Genomic DNA, 16,774 nt, shown 5'->3' with positions numbered 1-16,774 from the left:
GTCAGGAGCCCCCTTCGTTCCAGCGCAGTTTTTTGCGCAGGGTGGCAAAGTAGTTCCAGCCTTGAGGATGGAGAAACCGCACGCAGTGCTCTGACCTTTTCACCAGAATGCGGTCACCGTGTAGCAGTGAGGCAAGTGACTGCATGTCAAAGTTGGCACTGACATCCCGGCCACTCACAACCTCAACCGCCACCTCGGTGGCATCCGACAGAACAATCGGTCGGTTGGAGAGCGTATGAGGGGCGATGGGCACCAGCACCCATCCAGGAATGGAGGGGTGAAGCATGGGACCACCGGCTGACAGCGAATACGCCGTTGACCCTGTGGGTGAGGCGATGATGAGTCCGTCTGCGCGTTGGTTCGCCACAAATCGGCCGCCGACCTCGACCCGCAATTCCACCATGCCTGAAGTCGCGCCTCGGTTCACAACGACATCGTTCATCGCGAGGGCTTCGAAGACGACGCGCTCGTCGCGCACGACCGTGGCGTGCATCAGCGGTCGCAAGTCTTCCTCGTATTCGCCCTGGAGCATGGGGGGTAGAGTGGCCTGATAGGTATCGAAAGGAATGTCGGTGATGAAGCCAAGCCGTCCCTGGTTGATGCCGATCAGGGGCGTCCCAAACCGGGCGAGCCGCCGACCTATGCCCAGCATGGTGCCGTCACCCCCGACCACCAGGCCCAGATCGCATCGACTGCCTATCTCGTCTACATTCAGGACTGGATAGTGTGTGAGCCCGGTGTTGCTTGCGGTCTCAGCTTCCAGCATCACTTCGCAACCCTGGCGTTCAAGAAAATGGGCGATGTCTTCCAGGGCCTGGCGGGAGCTTTCACCGATGGAGCCCGCCGAAGAAGCTTGGTACTTGCCTATCAGTGCGACATGGCGGAAATTGGACGTCATCGCGAAATTACATCATTAAAATCATTCCATGCTCGATGACCGTGCCAAGTTGTTGCTCAAAGCGCTGGTCGAGCGCTACATCGCCGATGGGCAGCCCGTCGGATCCCGCACGTTGTCGCGCGCGTCTGGGCTGGACTTATCTCCAGCCACTATCCGTAACGTCATGGCGGATCTGGAGGAGTTAGGGCTGATCGCGAGTCCCCACACCTCAGCCGGTCGCATTCCTACTGCACGAGGTTATCGGCTGTTTGTGGACACCATGCTGACAGTGCAGCGGGACCCTCTGACCCCCCCCCAGCTTGCGCCCGAACAGCCGCAAAAGGTGATCGCCAACGCTGCCCAGTTGCTATCCAATCTTTCGCAGTTCGTCGGTGTCGTTATGGCACCACGCAGAACATCGGTGTTCCGCCATATTGAGTTCTTGAGGCTGTCCGAGCGGAGATTTTTGGTCATCATCGTTTCGCCCGAGGGCGACGTTCAAAATCGCGTGATCTTCACGGACGTGGACTACTCCCAGTCGCAACTCATTGAGGCTTCCAACTTTCTGAACGCGCATTACGCGGGGCTTGCGATGGAGCAAGTGCGTGAGCGCCTGAAATCTGAGGTGGATGTGCTGCGCGGCGAGATCGCTTCGCTCATGCAGGCTGCGGTGAATGTGGGGTCTGAGGCTTTGTCCCAAGCGCAGGACGAGGTCGTGATTTCTGGTGAGCGCAACCTGCTGGCGGTCAGTGATTTCTCCAGCGACATGGGCAACTTGCGACGTGCTTTCGATCTGTTCGAACAGAAAACCCAGATTCTGCGGTTGCTGGATATCTCCAGCCAGGCCGAGGGAGTGCGCATCTACATTGGCGGTGAAAGCCATGTCGTGCCTTTTGAGGAGCTGTCCATCGTCAGTGCTCCGTATGAGGTAGACGGCAAAGTGGTCGGGACGCTGGGCGTGATCGGCCCCACGCGCATGCCATACGACCGGATGATTCAGATCGTGGACATCACATCAAAGCTGGTGTCCAACGCACTCAGCCATCGCAAGTAAAGCCCCTACAATACGGCGCTTGCCCCGTTGTATAGCGCTGGAGCATGGCTTGGGGCGTTAGCTCAGTTGGTTAGAGCAGAGGACTCATAATCCTTTGGTCGTTGGTTCAAGTCCAACACGCCCTACCACCCATTCATTCGAATGGGCGATCATCACGATCACGGCCAGTTTTCTTGTCGCAATGTGCGCCTTTCTTCTTTTGGAGTCTCTGGAGTGCATTACAATTGCGGCTTGCGTTGAGTTGAGCTTTTGCTGGTCAGGCCCATGCGGCATGGTTACAGTGAAAAAAGTTGATTTCAAGGGTTGCCAAGAAATCATGCTATAATTCGAAGCTTAGCGGCTGTAGCTCAGCTGGATAGAGTACTTGGCTACGAACCAAGGGGTCGTGGGTTCGATTCCTGCCAGCCGCACCAATGTTTAAAGCCTGCAATCGCAAGATTGCAGGCTTTTTCATTTGTCAAAGCGTTTCTCGCTGACGGGGGAGATCTTCCATGAGCAAAGCCTTTACCAAAGAAACCGATGCTTCCGATGAGGATGAATTGGTGTTGCCTGCGTTGCCTGCGGGCGGCAAGAACTACATCACTCCGGCAGGATACGCACGTCTGCGTGACGAGTTGCTGGACCTGATTGACAACGAGCGGCCCAAAGTGGTCGAAGCCGTGCACTGGGCTGCCAGCAACGGAGATCGGTCTGAAAATGGCGACTATCTCTACGGCAAGAAACGTTTGCGAGAGATTGATCGACGCATCCGCTTTCTCACCAAGCGGCTCGAGATTGCCGAAGTGGTGGACCCCAGCCTGCATGCGGGCAGCAATCAGGTATTTTTCGGCTGCACAGTCACGTACATCGATGACGAGGGTATAGAGCGCACGATCACCATCATGGGCATCGATGAGGCAGACAGCCGGGAATCGCAGGTGAGCTGGATCTCGCCGGTGGCACGTGCGCTCTTGAAGGCCCATGTGGGTGACGAGGTGCTACTGCCTACGCCAGGAGGCGTGCGAAGCCTTGAAGTGGTGGCAGTGCGGTATCCGCAGCGCGCCGCGCATGCGGACTGAGCAGGGGCTACAACGCCGCTTTACGCCAAGCCCTGCTTGGGTTGATGGCGCTGCTCAGCGCTGTGAAGTGCTTACGTGGCCTGCGGGGTGATGCGTGCAGCGCGAATGACGGCCTGGGTGCGCCGCAGGTTGCGCAGTGCGGTTTCGAGGTGGGTCTGATCTCGCACCGCCACAATAAAGCGCAAGTCTGTGGTGTCGAGGGCCGCCTCGTCATCCATGTCCACATGGGTGATGTCAGCTTCTGAATTGGCCAGTTCAGCGGCCACCCGGGCGAGCACACCTTTGCCGTTGGTGACAGTCACCACGACCCCGGTTTCGAACATGCGCGTGGGCTCGTCCGACCAGTCCACCGCAATGAAGCGCTCGCTGTCCTTGTGCTGCAGCCGCTTGGCCACGGTGCAGTGGGCGTTGTGGACCACCAGGCCCTCGCCACGGCCCAGATAGCCCACGATGCTGTCGCCAGGTACTGGGCGGCAGCAGGATGCGTACTGCACCGAGGCATTTTCGCTGCCATCCAGAGTTACCGCTCCTTGCGAAAGCGTCTCGTGGGATGTGTAGCGCTCCCGTGTCATGAGCAGCGCATCAGGACGATGGCCGTGTTCGGACATCAGCACCATGAGTCGCTTGGCCACGATGCTGGCGATGCGCTTGCCCAAGCCCAGGTCCGTCATCAGTTCGCTGCGGGTGCGGTTTCCTGTAAAGCGCAGCAGTTTGTCCCACATCGGTTGGGTCTCTGCGTCCTGGGGAGGGAGCTGCTCCATGCCTTCCGCTCGGATGGCCTGGGTCAGCAGCTTCTCGCCCAGGCCTTCCGATTCGGTCTGTGCCAGCGTTTTCAGGTAATGCCGGATCTTGGAGCGTGCGCGGCCCGTGCGTACAAAACCCAGCCAAGCCGGGTTGGGCGTGGATACCGGGGCTGTGATGATCTCCACCACATCGCCATTCTTGAGTTCGGTCCGCAGGGGCACTTGCTCGTTGTTGATTTTGGCCGCCGTGGTGCGGTCGCCAACGTTGCTGTGGATGGCGTAGGCAAAGTCCACCACGGTAGCTCCGCGAGGCAGGGCCATGATCTGGCTCTTGGGGGTGAAAACGTAGACAGCGTCCGGGAACAGGTCCACCTTGACATGGTCCCAGAACTCGGCGGCATCGCGGGTCTCGTTCTGGATGTCCAGCAGGGACTGCAGCCACTTGGTCCCTAGTCGCTCGGCCGATGTGCCATCGCCGTCCTGCGCCTTGTACAACCAGTGCGCGGCCACACCAGCCTCGGCGATGACATGCATCTCGTCCGTACGCATCTGGAATTCGATGTTCACGCCGGAAGGGCCCACCAAGGTGGTATGCAGGGATTGGTAGCCATTGAGCTTGGCGATGGCGATGTGGTCCTTGAACTTGCCAGGAACCGGCTTGTACATCTGGTGGAGCACGCCCAGGGCGGTGTAGCAGTCTGTCACCGTGGGTACGATCACCCTGAATCCGTAAATATCGGTGACCTGGGCAAAACTCAGGTGCTTGAGGTCCATCTTCTGGTAGATGGCGTACAGCGTTTTCTCGCGGCCGGCAAGGCGGACCTTCATACCGATCTTGGAGAAGGCGGTGTCCACCTCGGCCTGAACCTTTTGCACCAGATCGCGCCTGCGGTTGCGTGATTTGTTGACTGCCTTGGACAGCGTGGCGTAGCGCCATGGGTGCAGGTGCCGAAAGGCCAGATCCTGCAATTCCCGGTAGGTCTGGTTGAGGCCCAGGCGGTGGGCAATGGGTGCATAGATCTCCAGCGTCTCCGAGGAGATGCGGCCCCATTTGCTGCGCGGCATGTCCGACAGCGTGCGCATGTTGTGCGTGCGGTCCGCCAGCTTGATGAGGATGACGCGCACGTCGCGCGCCATGGCCAGCAGCATCTTGCGGAAAGACTCGGCCTGGTTCTCTTCGCGGGTGTTGAACTGCAGCTTGTCGAGCTTGGTCAGCCCATCTACCAGTTCAGCCACGGGGGCGCCAAAGCGGTCTATCAGGTCTGCTTTGGTGACGCCACAGTCTTCCATGGCATCGTGCAGCAGTGCGGCCATCAGCGCCTGGGCGTCCAATTTCCAGGTGGCGCACTGTGCAGCCACGGCAATGGGGTGCGTGATGTAGGGCTCACCGCTGTTGCGCAACTGACCCAGGTGGGCCTCGTCAGCGAAGCGATAGGCTTGGCGCACCTGTTCGATGCTGGTCGCGTCCAGGTAGTCGAGGCTGTCTGTCAGCGCGGCAAAGCTGGCCGCAGCCGCATTGGCTGCCGCTGCGGCTGCCGACAAAGTTCCCGCCGTTGGTACTTCGCCGGGGCGGGCTTGCGTTGCAGAAGGTGAGTTGAGCACCGCGTTCATGCCTTAAATGTAGCGCGGGAGCGCATCAGGAGACTTTGGGGCAAAAAAAAGCACCGCTGTCGCGGTGCTCTTTGCGGGCTGCGCCCAGAAAAAAGCTCAACCAGGAACCTTCTTGAGCATTTCCAGGCCAACCTTGCCTTCTGCGATTTCGCGCAGGGCGGTCACGGCAGGCTTGTTGCGGCTTTCGATGCGGGGGGCGTGGCCCTGGCTCAGCATGCGGGCACGGTACGTGGCGGCCAACACGAGCTGGAAGCGGTTGGGGATCTTTTCCAGACAGTCTTCTACAGTGATGCGTGCCATCGTTTTACTCCGGGGATTCAGGTGATATTGAGCGACTGGAAGGTGTCAGCGCGGGCGCGGCGCTGGGCGGCGTACTTGAGTCGCTGGGCGTGAACTACGGCTTTCAGGTCGAAAAGCGCGCGCTCAAACAACTCATTGATTATAACGAAGTCAAATTTGCTCACCTGAGCCATCTCGGTAGCCGCGTTCTTGAGACGGACTTCGATGACATCGGGGGAGTCTTCGCCCCGTCGTTCCAGGCGCGAACGCAGTTCTTCCCAGCTGGGGGGCAGGATGAACACGAGGATTGCATTCGCGAAAGCTTCCTTGATCTGCAGCGCGCCTTGAAAGTCGATTTCCAGGATCACGTCCGAGCCTTGGGCAATGCGCTCCTCGATCGCCTTTTTGGAGGTGCCATAGCGGTTGCCATGTACATGCGCCCACTCCACGAAGGCGTTGCCTTCCACCATGGCGTCAAACTCGGATTGCGACGCAAAGTAATAGTCGCGGCCGTGCTTTTCCTGCCCGCGCGGAGCGCGGGTGGTGTGGGAGATCGACAGGTGGACATGCGAGTCCAGCTCCAGCAAGGCCTTGACCAGGCTGGATTTGCCTGCGCCGCTGGGGGCTGCAACTACGATGAGATTTCCGGGATAGTCCATAGTTGATGTGCGCGAAGCGCTATCAAAAAATGAGTGTTATTCGATATTCTGTACTTGCTCGCGCATCTGCTCGATCAGCACTTTCATATCCACGCTGATGCGGGTCAGGTCAAGGGCGGCAGATTTGGAGCCCAGCGTATTGGCCTCGCGGTGGAGTTCCTGGATCAGGAAGTCCAGGCGCTTGCCCACCTCGCCGCCCTTCTTGAGCAGGCGTTCGATCTCGTCCAGGTGGGAGTCCAGCCGGGTGATTTCCTCCGCCACATCAATGCGGATGGCAAACGCCGTAGCCTCGGTCAGGGCGCGGTCACGGGCGGCCTCGGGCAGGGTGGCACCGTCGGTCAGCGCCATGGCTTCCTTCCAGCGCTCCATGAAGCGCAGCCGTTGCTGCTCGACCAGCAGCGGCACCATGGGGACGGCCTGTTCGGCCAGGGCGCGCAATTGCTTGACCCGGTCCAGCAGCATGGTGGCCAGGCGCTTGCCCTCCCGTTCGCGGGCGGCCATCAGGGCGGTCAGGGCTTCTTCGGCCAAAGCAGGAACGGCATCGCTCCAGTCCTCAGAGCCCGATGGGGCGTTGGCGCACAGGCGCAGGGCGTCGGCTACCGTGAGGGGCGCCGCGGTCGGCAGCCATGCCTTGACGGAATCTTGCAAAGAATTGAGCCGTTGCAGCAGCCGCGCGGGCGGGTCTTGCAGGGTGTTGCTGTCCTCGTTCTCCAGGGCGGCGCGGACTTCAACCTTGCCGCGCTTGAGGCGGGCGGTCAGCAGGCTGCGCAGCGCGGGCTCCATGGCACGCAGTTCATCGGGGAGGCGGAACGAAAGGTCCAGGAAGCGGCTGTTGACCGAGCGGATTTCCAGCCCCAGTCTGCGTGATTGGGGCGCGCGGGTGTCGTTTTCAGCGCCAGTGGCAGATGCGCCATGCTGTGCGCTGGCGTATCCGGTCATGCTGTAAACTGGCATTGGACTTTTTGATGGTTGCTTGCGATCCGGCGATTATCCGGGTTCCGCTCCACCCCCGAGTCATCTTCGCAAAATATGTCAAAAATCAAGCCGGCTCCATTGCCGCCCGATACCGCAATTGGCGGCTACCGCGTGGTGCGCCGGTTGTCTTCTGGCGGCTTTGGTGTGGTCTATCTGGCCCTGGATGCCGAAGGGCAGCAGGTCGCCATCAAGGAATACCTTCCTTCGTCGCTGGCCACGCGTGCACCGGGCGAGCTGCTGCCCAAGGTGCAGTCCGAAAAACTCTCGCTCTACCGCCTGGGGCTCAAGAGCTTCTTTGAAGAAGGCCGGGCGCTGGCCCAGATCTCGCACGCCTCTGTGGTGAGCGTGCTCAACTTCTTCCGCGAAAACGAAACCGTCTACATGGTGATGAACTACCTAGAGGGTGCGACCCTGCAGGACTTTATCATCACCGCGCGCGACCTGAAAACACAGAAGGTCTTCCGCGAATCCACCATCCGCTCGCTGTTCGACGAGGTGCTGCGCGGGCTGCGCATCGTGCACCAGCACAAGATGCTGCATCTTGATATCAAGCCGGCCAACATCTTCATCACCGACGACAACAAGGCCGTGATGATCGACTTTGGCGCTGCGCGTGAAGTGCTGTCCAAAGAGGGCAATTTCATCCGCCCGATGTACACGCCCGGCTTTGCCGCTCCCGAGATGTACCGGCGCGATTCGTCCATGGGCCCCTGGACCGATATTTACGCGATTGGTGCCTGCATCTACGCCTGCATGCAAGGCTTTCCGCCCAACGAGGCGCCCCAGCGCATCGAAAAGGACCGCCTCTCGCTGGCCTTGACCAAGCTGCGTGGCGTGTACTCCGACAACCTCATCGAGGTGGTGGAATGGTGCATGGCGCTCGATCCGCTGTCGCGCCCGCAGTCGGTGTTTGCGCTGCAAAAGGAACTGAGTCGCGAGGGCGAGCGCCGCTACACCAAACTGACGGTGGCCGAGAAGATGCGCCTGCAGCTCGACACCCTGGTGTCCGACACCAAGAAGAATGTGCAAAAGGTGGGTGAAGCCACCGGTATCGGAGCCAAACCCAAATGAACCCGAAGCCCTCTTTGCGTGAGTCGCTATGAAATTCTCGGTTTTCCAGATCAGCCGCCGTGGTGGCCGCGAGAAGAACGAAGACCGCATGGGCTATTGCTACACGCGCGAATCGGGCCTGTTTGTGTTGGCCGACGGCATGGGTGGCCACCCGGAAGGCGAAGTGGCTGCACAGATTGCACTGCAGACCATCTCGGCTTTGTTCCAGCGCCAAGCCAAGCCGCAGCTCAAGGATGTGCAGGAGTTTCTGTCGGGCGCGCTGCTGGCGGCGCACCACCAGATCCTGCGCTACGCCACCGACAAGGGCATGCTCGACACGCCGCGCACCACGCTGGTGGCAGCGGTTTTGCAGGGCGGCACGGCCACCTGGGTGCATTGTGGCGATTCGCGGCTGTACATGGTGCGCGACGGTGATTTGCTCACACGCACCCGCGACCACTCCTACATGGAGCTGCGCAACTCCCCACCGCCGGGCCTGGAGCGCATCAACCGCAACGTGCTGTTCACCTGCCTGGGCTCGCCCACCAAGCCCATCTATGACATCACCGGCCCGGTTTACCTGGAGCAGGGCGACCGCATTTTGCTGTGTTCGGATGGGCTGTGGGGCACCCTCAGCGACGAGGAGATTGCCACCCAACTCGGCCGCAACACCGTGTCGCATGCTGTGCCCGAGCTGGTGGAAGACGCACTGCGCAAGGCGGGGGACAGCAGCGACAACGTGACCGTGATAGCTCTGGAGTGGGAGACGCCCGACGCGTTCGAATCCACCCAGGGCGTCTCGACCGACAGCATCAGCGACGACGTGTTCGCGTCCACTATCCAGGCAGGGCCACTCGATGGCCTGGTGGATGACCTGGACGATGCCGCCATCGAGCGGTCCATCGCCGAAATCAACGAAGCCATTCGCCGCTCGGCCGCACGGAAAGCATGACACCCCCCTGAGTCGCTGCGCGTCTTCCCCCTTCTCTCGAATCGCTGTGCGATTCGGGAAAAGGGACACTGCCAGTGCACGCAAGGGAGACGCAGCTACGCAGCCTGGGCGGCCCTCGCACGGCGATCGCTGGCCTCGGCCGCGCGTTTCGGGCGAGCCTTTGGTCATGCATGAGGCACGCCCATTTTTCTACTGAAAATTCTATGACCACCTTCACCCGCACCGGCGACCGAGCCGCCCACCAGCTGCGCCCCGTGCGCATCACCCGCCGCTACACCATGCATGCCGAAGGTTCGGTGCTGATCGAGTTCGGCAACACCAAAGTGCTTTGCACCGCTTCGGTGGAAGAGCGCGTGCCGCCCCACAAGCGCGGCAGCGGCGAGGGCTGGGTCACGGCCGAATACGGCATGCTGCCGCGTGCCACCCACAGCCGCAGCGACCGCGAGGCCGCGCGCGGCAAGCAGACCGGCCGCACGCAAGAGATCCAGCGCCTCATCGGCCGCAGCCTGCGCGCGGTGTTTGACCTCAAGCTGCTGGGCGAGCGCACCATCCAGCTCGACTGCGACGTGATCCAGGCCGATGGCGGGACCCGCACCGCTGCCATCACCGGCGCCTGGGTCGCGGCGCAGGATGCGGTCAACCAGCTGCTGGCCAGTGGCAAGATCACGCAGTCCCCCCTGGTGCAGCCCGTGGCCGCCATCTCGGTCGGCATCGTGCAGGGCACGCCGCTGCTGGACCTGGAATATGTGGAAGACGTGGACTGCGACACCGACATGAACGTTGTGATGACGGGCGCAGGCCACTTTGTGGAAGTGCAGGGCACGGCCGAAGGCGTGGCGTTTACCCGGACGGAGATGGACCAGCTGCTCGCGCTGGCCGAAAAAGGCATCGCAGAGCTGGTGCAGTTGCAGCAACGGGCGCTGCTGGAAACCCCCTAACCCTCTAACCTGATATTGCTCACTAATTGATAGCTGCTTGCGCTTGATGGATAAGCGCTAGATGCCAATTTGAATCATGAAAATCGTTCTAGCATCCAACAACCGTGGCAAGCTGGCCGAGCTGCAGTCCATGTTCGCGCCACTCGGGGTCGAGCTGGTTCGCCAGGCCGACTTGGGCGTGGGTGAGGCCGAAGAGCCATTTCGCACCTTTGTGGAGAATGCCTTGGCCAAAGCCCGCTTTGCCTCGGCCCACACCGGCCTGCCCGCCTTGGCGGATGACGCCGGTATGTGTGTGGATGCCTTTGGCGGCCTGCCGGGCGTCGATACCGCCTACTACTGCACCCAGTTTGGCTACGAGAAGAGCGACGACAACAATGTGCGCGCCCTGCTGGAGCAGTTGCACGGCGTCGCCAACCGCCGCGCCGCCATGGTCAGCACTCTGGTTGCCGTGCGCAGCCCGCAAGACCCTGAGCCGCTGATTGCCGTGGGCCGGGTGGTGGGCGAGATCACCACCGAACCCCGGGGCAGCAACGGATTTGGTTTTGACCCTGTGATGTTTATCCCCGAATTCGGCAAGACCTTTGCCGAGCTGCCTGTGGAAGTGAAGAACGCCCACAGCCACCGGGGCCGCTCGGCCGCGCAGATGCTGGCGCTGATGCGCGAACGCTGGCTGTAGAAGGGACGACAAGAACGTGGCCCACATCCCGATCACGCCGCAGGCTGAGGCCGAACCCGCCGTGGTGCGCGACATCCAGCACTACATGCGCCCCGGCCTGCTGCAGCTGCCCAGCCTGCCGCCCCTGTCGCTGTATGTGCACCTGCCCTGGTGCCTCAAAAAATGCCCGTACTGCGACTTCAATTCGCACGAGGCCCGTGGCGACGGAGCGGGTGACAACGGGGTGCCCGAGCAGCGCTACATCGACGCCCTGATGGCCGACCTGGAAGCCGCGCTGCCCCTCATCTGGGGCCGCACGGTGCACAGCATCTTCATCGGCGGCGGCACGCCCAGCCTGTTTTCACCAGCCGCCATTGACCGGCTGATCGGCGACATCCGCGCCCGCCTGCTCCTTGCGCCCGACTGCGAGATCACCTTGGAGGCCAACCCCGGCACGTTCGAGAAAGACCGCTTCCGCGCCTTCCGGGCGGCGGGCGTTACGCGGCTGTCGGTGGGGGTGCAAAGCTTCAACGACCAGCACCTCAAGGCCCTGGGCCGCGTGCATGACCGCAGCCAGGCCTTGGCGGCGGTGGAAGAGGCTGCCGCGTCGTTTGACACCTACAACCTCGACATCATGTACGCGTTGCCGGGCCAGACGCCGCAGGAGCTGGAGCAGGACATGTTGACGGCATTGGCCTTCAAGCCGCCGCACATCTCCATCTACCACCTCACCATCGAGCCCAACACCTACTTCGCCAAGTTTCCGCCAGCCATCCCCGAGGACGACCAGGCCTATGCCATGCTGGACCGCATCACCGAGATGACGGGCCAGGCGGGCATGGCGCGCTACGAAATATCGGCCTATGCGCAGCCCGGCCACCAGTGTTTCCACAACACCAACTACTGGCAGTTTGGCGATTACCTGGGCATTGGCGCGGGCGCACACAGCAAACTCAGTTTTGCGCACCGCGTGGTGCGCCAGGTGCGCTTTCGCGACCCAGGCCGCTACATGGACAACGCCCTGGCCGGCAGGGCTGTGGCGCAGGATGAAGACGTGCGCCGGGCCGAACTTCCGTTTGAATACATGCTCAACGCCCTGCGCCTGCGCGGTGGTTTTGCGCTGCAGGATTTCATGGATCGCACGGGTTTGCCGCTGACCACCATCGCCAAGGGGTTGAAGGCGGCCGAGAGCAAAGGTTTGATCGAGCGCGACCTGACCCATGTGCGCCCGACAGAGCGGGGCTTTGATTTTCTGAGCGACCTGCAGGAGCTGTTCCTGGCGGACTGACCGGGGCTACCTACAATGCCGGGGCGCCGCCGCTCTTGGCGCGGTTGGCGCTGCGTGCAGCGCGCCGTCCCCCGCGTGGTCAGCCGCAGCGCACCGCCACAATGCGGCCGTTGGCATCCACCTCCAGGTTGAGCCGCTGGGCATTGAATTCCTTGGTGATGATCTGGCCGGGGCGCAGGACGCGGGCCATTTGTGCGCCCGACCGCACCCGGGCTAATTCCACCACCGATGCCGTGCTGTTTTGCCCCACCGCCGACTGGGCCGGCTGGGCGTTGCACAGGCCGCCTGGCGCGGGTTCTGCCGGCGCCGGGCTGCCAGAGGGGGCCGGGGGCTGGCCTTGGCTGGCGCAACCCGTCATCAGCGCCGCAACCACTAGGCTGCCGGAGATGCCAAAAGGGATTTTCGTCATGGGTGAGGCTCCTGAAAACAAGACCCTCACCATACCGGATGCCCTGTGAGCGCGGGTGTCCACGCGTAACACGGGGGGAGGACTGTCCCTCCCGGTGGTTGTGGATGACTTGATGAGGGTCAAGAAAATGTTGGCTGAATGCGACAGGCCGCGCGCCTCCCTCACACGGCGGGTACCCGGCGATGGTTTGCCGTAAGGCCCTGTCCGCACAATGGATTGTTGGTGGTCTGCGCTCCCCGCTGGGTGGGCAGAACACCGGGGCCAGTGTGGAGCGCGCTGGCTTCTGGCAACCGAGTTTGTGCAGCCCCGAACAACCATGTCCGACGATCCCATCTTCAGCCTCATCCACTCTCTCGGCGACACCCTGGATGGTCTGGACGTCGCCTTGTGCGCGTTTGACGAAAACGATTGCACGCTCGCATGGAACCGTACGTTCTTCAAGTTCTTCCCGGAGCATGAGGGGCATGTCTACGTGGGCGAGCCCTACCACGCCAATCTGCGGCGCTTTTACACCGAGCGGCTGGATGCGCAGGAGCTGCCCAATATCGACCGCTACATCGCGGCAGGCGTGGAGCGGCACCGTGCACAGACGCGCCCCTACAGCTTTGAGCACCGGGGCCTGCGGGTCCACGTATCGTCGTTGCCGATCGCCGGTGTAGGGCGCGTGCGGGTCTGGCGTGCAGAGGCGGTCCAAAGTCCACAAGAACAGGAAAAGCTGGACAAGGTGGGCGATGCCAACATCCACGAGCCCGGCTATCCGCGCAGCCCCATGGTGGAAAGTACAGAGCTTTTTGACCGCATTCCCGATGGCTTGATGATCTGTGGGGAGGACCAGCGCATTCAATGGGTCAACGAGCCGTTCATGCAGATGTACAGCCTTGTTGATCGCGCCGCTGCAACGGGCCTGAGCTTTGAGGACATTTACCGGGGGGCCTGGGCTGCGGATGGGCCGGGTGACATGGCGCCCTTTTATGAGGGGCTCACCATCCTGCACGAACACATGCGATTTGCAGGCGCACCGTTTGAGGTGCCCTTGCCCCGCAACCGCTGGAGCCGCGTGATCGCCAAGCAGGGTTTGGACGGGACCGTGTTCTATGCACATGTGGATATCACCGAGTTCAAGCGCCAGCAACGTCGGCTTGCCCAGGCCGAGCGCAGCGCCCGCGACAGCGAGGCGCAACTGCGTGAGAAGTCCATCCTGCTGGAAGCCACGTTGGAAAACATGGACCAGGGCGTGGCCAAGATCAGTGCCACGGGCATTGTGGAGCTGTGCAATCGCCGCGCGCTAGAGCTGCTGGATTTGCCCGTCGAACTGATGGCCTCCAAGCCCTCGCTGGTGAATGTGCTGGCCTACCTGCGCGCACGGGGCGAGTTTGACGGGGCCTCGCAAGAGATCCAAGACATGCTGCTGAACAGTGACGGCGGGGTCGATCAGCAGCAGGTCTATGACCGCCCCCGGCCCGACGGGCGCATCCTGGAGGTCCAGACCGTGCCCATCAAAGGTGGAGGTGCGCTGCGCACCTTCACCGACGTGACCCAGCGCAAACAGGCCGAGCACCGCATACGGCATGTTGCCGAACACGATGGACTCACGGGGTTGCTGAACCGCTCGGCCTTCCTGCAAACCCTTCAGGCGGCGGTGCCCGATGCGCGGCGCCAGGGCCAGGGCTTTGCCGTGTTGTATGTGGACTTGGACGGCTTCAAGCCCATCAACGACCGCTTCGGACATGCTGTGGGCGACCAATTGCTGGCGTGGGTGGCCCGGCAGCTCGCCCAGGCGGCGCGCGAAAACGACGTGGTGGCGCGGCTGGGGGGCGACGAATTTGCCCTGCTGCAGCGTGGCGTCTCTGACCGCGACAGCGCTCTCCGGCTGGGCGAGCGCCTGGTGCAGGCCATTGCCCAGCCGACGGAGATTGAATCGCATTTCATCCAGATCGGAGCCTCTGTAGGCATCGTGATGTCGTCCGCCGACGCCACGAACGCCGAAGAGCTGCTGCGCAAGGCCGATTCCGCGATGTACCTGGCGAAAGCCTCTGGGCGCGGTTGTGTGCGGATTTATGGTGCGTGACCGCCCAGCGTGCACGCGCCGGGTCAGCGGGCTTGGAAGACGTCCTTCAGAAAGTCGAAGATGTCCTACACACCTCGGTCACGGGGCGGCCTACTATTTGTCCGTCGATACCCCGTCGACATCCCTCCCGCTTGCACAAGCAAGTGTTCAGCCCGCACCCAGCGGGCTTTTTTTTGCCCGTTTCCCGTCCTGCCAGTGCCTGCACCGCTAACCGCAAGACATGGGACTTGTCATGAATGAGCAGGTGAATACTGGGTTCTTTGACCCCATCCTCTGCACGTTGCGCTAGGGGGCTGCATCATTCACAGCTAGGTGGGGTGTCATCGTGGGGCCACCGCTTTTGATTACATAACCAGAATGATTCTGTACAAGCCCGGGGCGCAATTCATCTACAAGGGCCGACGTGTCAGCGTGGACTACGTCATCATCCGAAGAACGGGCCTGTGGGTCCGATTGGCCGGCAGTGAGGAGGTGTGCCGACCAGAAGATCTGACACCCATTTCGCCCCATGCTTCTGACTTGTCCGAAGGCCGCCACTGACGGCGGGTAGGGTGGTGGGGCGCAAAGCACAACGGGCCGAGAAGGCCCGTTGTGCTGGATGTTTTGGCGGAGACTGTGAGATTCGAACTCACGGACGGTTGCCCGTCGGCAGTTTTCAAGACTGCTGGTTTAAACCACTCACCCAAGTCTCCGGGAGGGAAGGCGCGAATTCTAGCTGACTGCGGGTGCTGATTTTTTCAGCATGCCCCGGGTCTCGATGAACTTCACCACATCGGCCACGCCTGCCAGGGTTTTGAGATTGGTCATCACAAACGGCTTGAGGCCCTGGGCGTTGGTGCGCATGCGGGTGGTGTCGGCGTGCATCACGTCCAGGTTGGCGCCCACGTGGGGGGCCAAGTCGGTCTTGTTGATGATGAACAGATCGCTCTTGGTGATGCCGGGGCCGCCCTTGCGGGGAATTTTTTCGCCAGCGGCCACGTCGATCACGTAGATGGTGAGGTCCGAGAGCTCGGGGCTGAAGGTGGCGGCCAGGTTGTCCCCGCCACTTTCCACAAACACGATGTCGGCGTTGGGAAACTCGCCCAACATGCGGTCGATGGCTTCGAGGTTGATGGAGCAGTCTTCGCGGATGGCGGTGTGGGGGCAGCCGCCGGTTTCCACACCCAGGATGCGTTCGGCGGGCAGGGCACCGCTCACTGTCAGCAGGCGTTGGTCTTCCTTGGTGTAGATGTCGTTGGTGATGGCGATGAGGTCGTATTCATCGCGCATGGTCTTGCACAGCATTTCCAGCAGCGTGGTCTTGCCGGAGCCCACGGGGCCGCCGATGCCGACGCGCAGCGGGGGCAGGTTTTTGGTGCGGTTCGGGATGTGGTGCAGTGTGTTGGTCATGGCGTAATTTACTATCAAATCAATAGCTGCTAGCGCAGGATTCGCAAGCGCTAGGAGCGAAAAAGTCTTGAATATTGCACTTCGTGCTGGGCGCTCAGGATGGCCAGCATCGGCGAGAAGGCCTGGCGCTCGCTATCCATCAGGCCTATGGCGTGGTCGGCGGCGGCAGGTATGGCATCGGCCAGTTTTGCGAGGATGCGCTGGCCTGCGCTTTGGCCCAGCTGCATGGATTTGAGGGCGGCCTGCACCATGTTTTCGGCCCAGCCGAAGGCGTAGGCCAGCAGAACATCGCGCACGGGCGCCTGGGTGGTGGAGGCGGCCAGTGCAAATGCCACGGGGTATGTGGGGGGCAGGGCGGCCAGGTGGCGGATGGCGGGCAGGGACTCTTCGTTACCCTGGTGCTGGTTGCGCAGCCAGTCGGTCATCGACCGGCCCATCTGCTCGGTCTGCAGGCGCAGTTCGCTCGTTTCGCGGGTGTGTAGCACCCAGTCGTTGAGTTCCCGCACGTGCGCCCAGTCGGCGCGGCGCCAGGCGCCTGCTGCTTTGGCGATGAGGGCCATGTCGCCGCGCGCCTGCGTGATGTGCAACTGGTCCAGCAGCCAGTCGCCCACGGCGGTTTCGCTGGCGAGGCCCGCGTTTTCAATGGCGCTTTCCAGCCCTTCGGAATACGAGAACCCGCCCACGGGCAGCGCGGGGGAAGCGAGCCACATCAGCTGCAGGAAGCTGGCGGCGGGCAGGCGCGCGGGGCGGTCCAGGCGCATGGAGCGGG

The 16,774-nt window shown here is 62.0% G+C and carries 16 protein-coding genes and 3 tRNA genes; 10 read left to right on the top strand and 9 right to left on the bottom strand.

Annotated features, from left to right (window positions below; translation table 11 throughout):
* Position 1: 1 nt before the first annotated feature.
* The gene (locus LPA35_RS20695) at positions 2 to 898 is read right to left on the bottom strand and encodes an NAD kinase (protein WP_055399049.1); all 897 of its coding nucleotides are present in this window, start codon (positions 896 to 898) and stop codon (positions 2 to 4) included.
* Between the two features lie 28 nt (positions 899 to 926).
* Here LPA35_RS20695 and hrcA point away from each other — a divergent pair, with 28 nt between their 5' ends.
* The 4 genes from hrcA to greB all read left to right on the top strand — a co-directional run bounded on the left by hrcA (position 927) and on the right by greB (position 2,989).
* On the top strand, positions 927 to 1,931 hold the full coding sequence (gene hrcA / locus LPA35_RS20690; RefSeq protein WP_055399047.1) for a heat-inducible transcriptional repressor HrcA: 1,005 nt from the start codon (positions 927 to 929) through the stop codon (positions 1,929 to 1,931).
* A gap of 51 nt (positions 1,932 to 1,982) precedes the next feature.
* Positions 1,983 to 2,059, top strand: a tRNA-Ile gene (locus tag LPA35_RS20685).
* Positions 2,060 to 2,267: 208 nt separating this feature from the next.
* Positions 2,268 to 2,344: transfer RNA gene (locus LPA35_RS20680), tRNA-Arg, on the top strand.
* Positions 2,345 to 2,422: 78 nt separating this feature from the next.
* Entirely contained in the window at positions 2,423 to 2,989 is a 567-nt protein-coding gene (gene greB / locus LPA35_RS20675; RefSeq protein ID WP_228898695.1) for a transcription elongation factor GreB, read from the top strand.
* A gap of 71 nt (positions 2,990 to 3,060) precedes the next feature.
* On the opposite strand, the gene LPA35_RS20670 is transcribed toward greB, so the two are convergent.
* From LPA35_RS20670 to LPA35_RS20655, 4 genes are all read right to left on the bottom strand, one after another.
* Positions 3,061 to 5,343, bottom strand: coding sequence for a bifunctional (p)ppGpp synthetase/guanosine-3',5'-bis(diphosphate) 3'-pyrophosphohydrolase (locus LPA35_RS20670; RefSeq protein ID WP_228898692.1), 2,283 nt, complete (start codon positions 5,341 to 5,343; stop codon positions 3,061 to 3,063).
* 96 nt (positions 5,344 to 5,439) lie between these two features.
* Positions 5,440 to 5,643, bottom strand: coding sequence for a DNA-directed RNA polymerase subunit omega (gene rpoZ / locus LPA35_RS20665; protein ID WP_005794722.1), 204 nt, complete (start codon positions 5,641 to 5,643; stop codon positions 5,440 to 5,442).
* Positions 5,644 to 5,660: 17 nt separating this feature from the next.
* Positions 5,661 to 6,281 (bottom strand): guanylate kinase, encoded by a 621-nt coding sequence (gene gmk / locus LPA35_RS20660; protein WP_055399040.1) that lies wholly within the window; start codon positions 6,279 to 6,281, stop codon positions 5,661 to 5,663.
* Positions 6,282 to 6,317: 36 nt separating this feature from the next.
* On the bottom strand, positions 6,318 to 7,235 hold the full coding sequence (locus tag LPA35_RS20655) for a YicC/YloC family endoribonuclease (protein ID WP_121422508.1): 918 nt from the start codon (positions 7,233 to 7,235) through the stop codon (positions 6,318 to 6,320).
* Positions 7,236 to 7,310: 75 nt separating this feature from the next.
* Here LPA35_RS20655 and LPA35_RS20650 point away from each other — a divergent pair, with 75 nt between their 5' ends.
* The 5 genes from LPA35_RS20650 (at position 7,311) to hemW (ending at position 12,139) form a co-directional block, all read left to right on the top strand.
* Positions 7,311 to 8,327: a serine/threonine-protein kinase gene (locus LPA35_RS20650; protein WP_008905072.1), complete on the top strand. Its 1,017-nt coding sequence runs from the start codon at positions 7,311 to 7,313 to the stop codon at positions 8,325 to 8,327.
* Positions 8,328 to 8,355: 28 nt separating this feature from the next.
* Positions 8,356 to 9,258 (top strand): PP2C family serine/threonine-protein phosphatase, encoded by a 903-nt coding sequence (locus LPA35_RS20645; RefSeq protein ID WP_055399036.1) that lies wholly within the window; start codon positions 8,356 to 8,358, stop codon positions 9,256 to 9,258.
* A gap of 203 nt (positions 9,259 to 9,461) precedes the next feature.
* Complete coding sequence (rph, locus tag LPA35_RS20640) at positions 9,462 to 10,196, top strand: ribonuclease PH (RefSeq protein WP_228898691.1); 735 nt, start codon at positions 9,462 to 9,464, stop codon at positions 10,194 to 10,196.
* 76 nt (positions 10,197 to 10,272) lie between these two features.
* Positions 10,273 to 10,872, top strand: a complete 600-nt coding sequence (gene rdgB, locus LPA35_RS20635; RefSeq protein ID WP_055399032.1) for an RdgB/HAM1 family non-canonical purine NTP pyrophosphatase — start codon at positions 10,273 to 10,275, stop codon at positions 10,870 to 10,872.
* A gap of 16 nt (positions 10,873 to 10,888) precedes the next feature.
* Positions 10,889 to 12,139 (top strand): radical SAM family heme chaperone HemW, encoded by a 1,251-nt coding sequence (hemW, locus tag LPA35_RS20630; RefSeq protein WP_228898689.1) that lies wholly within the window; start codon positions 10,889 to 10,891, stop codon positions 12,137 to 12,139.
* A gap of 79 nt (positions 12,140 to 12,218) precedes the next feature.
* Here hemW and LPA35_RS20625 read toward each other — a convergent pair whose 3' ends face one another.
* The gene (locus LPA35_RS20625; protein ID WP_082437489.1) at positions 12,219 to 12,548 is read right to left on the bottom strand and encodes an I78 family peptidase inhibitor; all 330 of its coding nucleotides are present in this window, start codon (positions 12,546 to 12,548) and stop codon (positions 12,219 to 12,221) included.
* 316 nt (positions 12,549 to 12,864) lie between these two features.
* Between LPA35_RS20625 and LPA35_RS20620 the strand changes: the two genes are divergently transcribed.
* Positions 12,865 to 14,616, top strand: coding sequence for a GGDEF domain-containing protein (locus tag LPA35_RS20620; protein ID WP_228898688.1), 1,752 nt, complete (start codon positions 12,865 to 12,867; stop codon positions 14,614 to 14,616).
* 604 nt (positions 14,617 to 15,220) lie between these two features.
* Here the strand turns inward: LPA35_RS20620 and LPA35_RS20615 are convergent.
* From LPA35_RS20615 to LPA35_RS20605, 3 genes are all read right to left on the bottom strand, one after another.
* A tRNA-Ser gene (locus tag LPA35_RS20615) sits at positions 15,221 to 15,308 on the bottom strand.
* 19 nt (positions 15,309 to 15,327) lie between these two features.
* Positions 15,328 to 16,005 carry an urease accessory protein UreG gene (gene ureG / locus LPA35_RS20610; RefSeq protein WP_228898687.1) on the bottom strand — a complete coding sequence of 226 codons (678 nt, stop codon included), beginning with the start codon at positions 16,003 to 16,005 and terminating at the stop codon, positions 15,328 to 15,330.
* 50 nt (positions 16,006 to 16,055) lie between these two features.
* A complete protein-coding gene (locus LPA35_RS20605) occupies positions 16,056 to 16,766 on the bottom strand; it encodes an urease accessory protein UreF (protein ID WP_228898686.1) in 711 nt (236 codons plus the stop codon).
* Between the last annotated feature and the right edge of the window lie 8 nt (positions 16,767 to 16,774).

It is taken from the genome of Acidovorax sp. Leaf73 (genome assembly GCF_916855635.1).
Lineage (GTDB): Bacteria > Pseudomonadota > Gammaproteobacteria > Burkholderiales > Burkholderiaceae_C > Acidovorax > Acidovorax facilis.
Note: the sequence above shows the minus strand (reverse complement) of the source record. Positions and strands in the feature narration are given on the sequence as shown.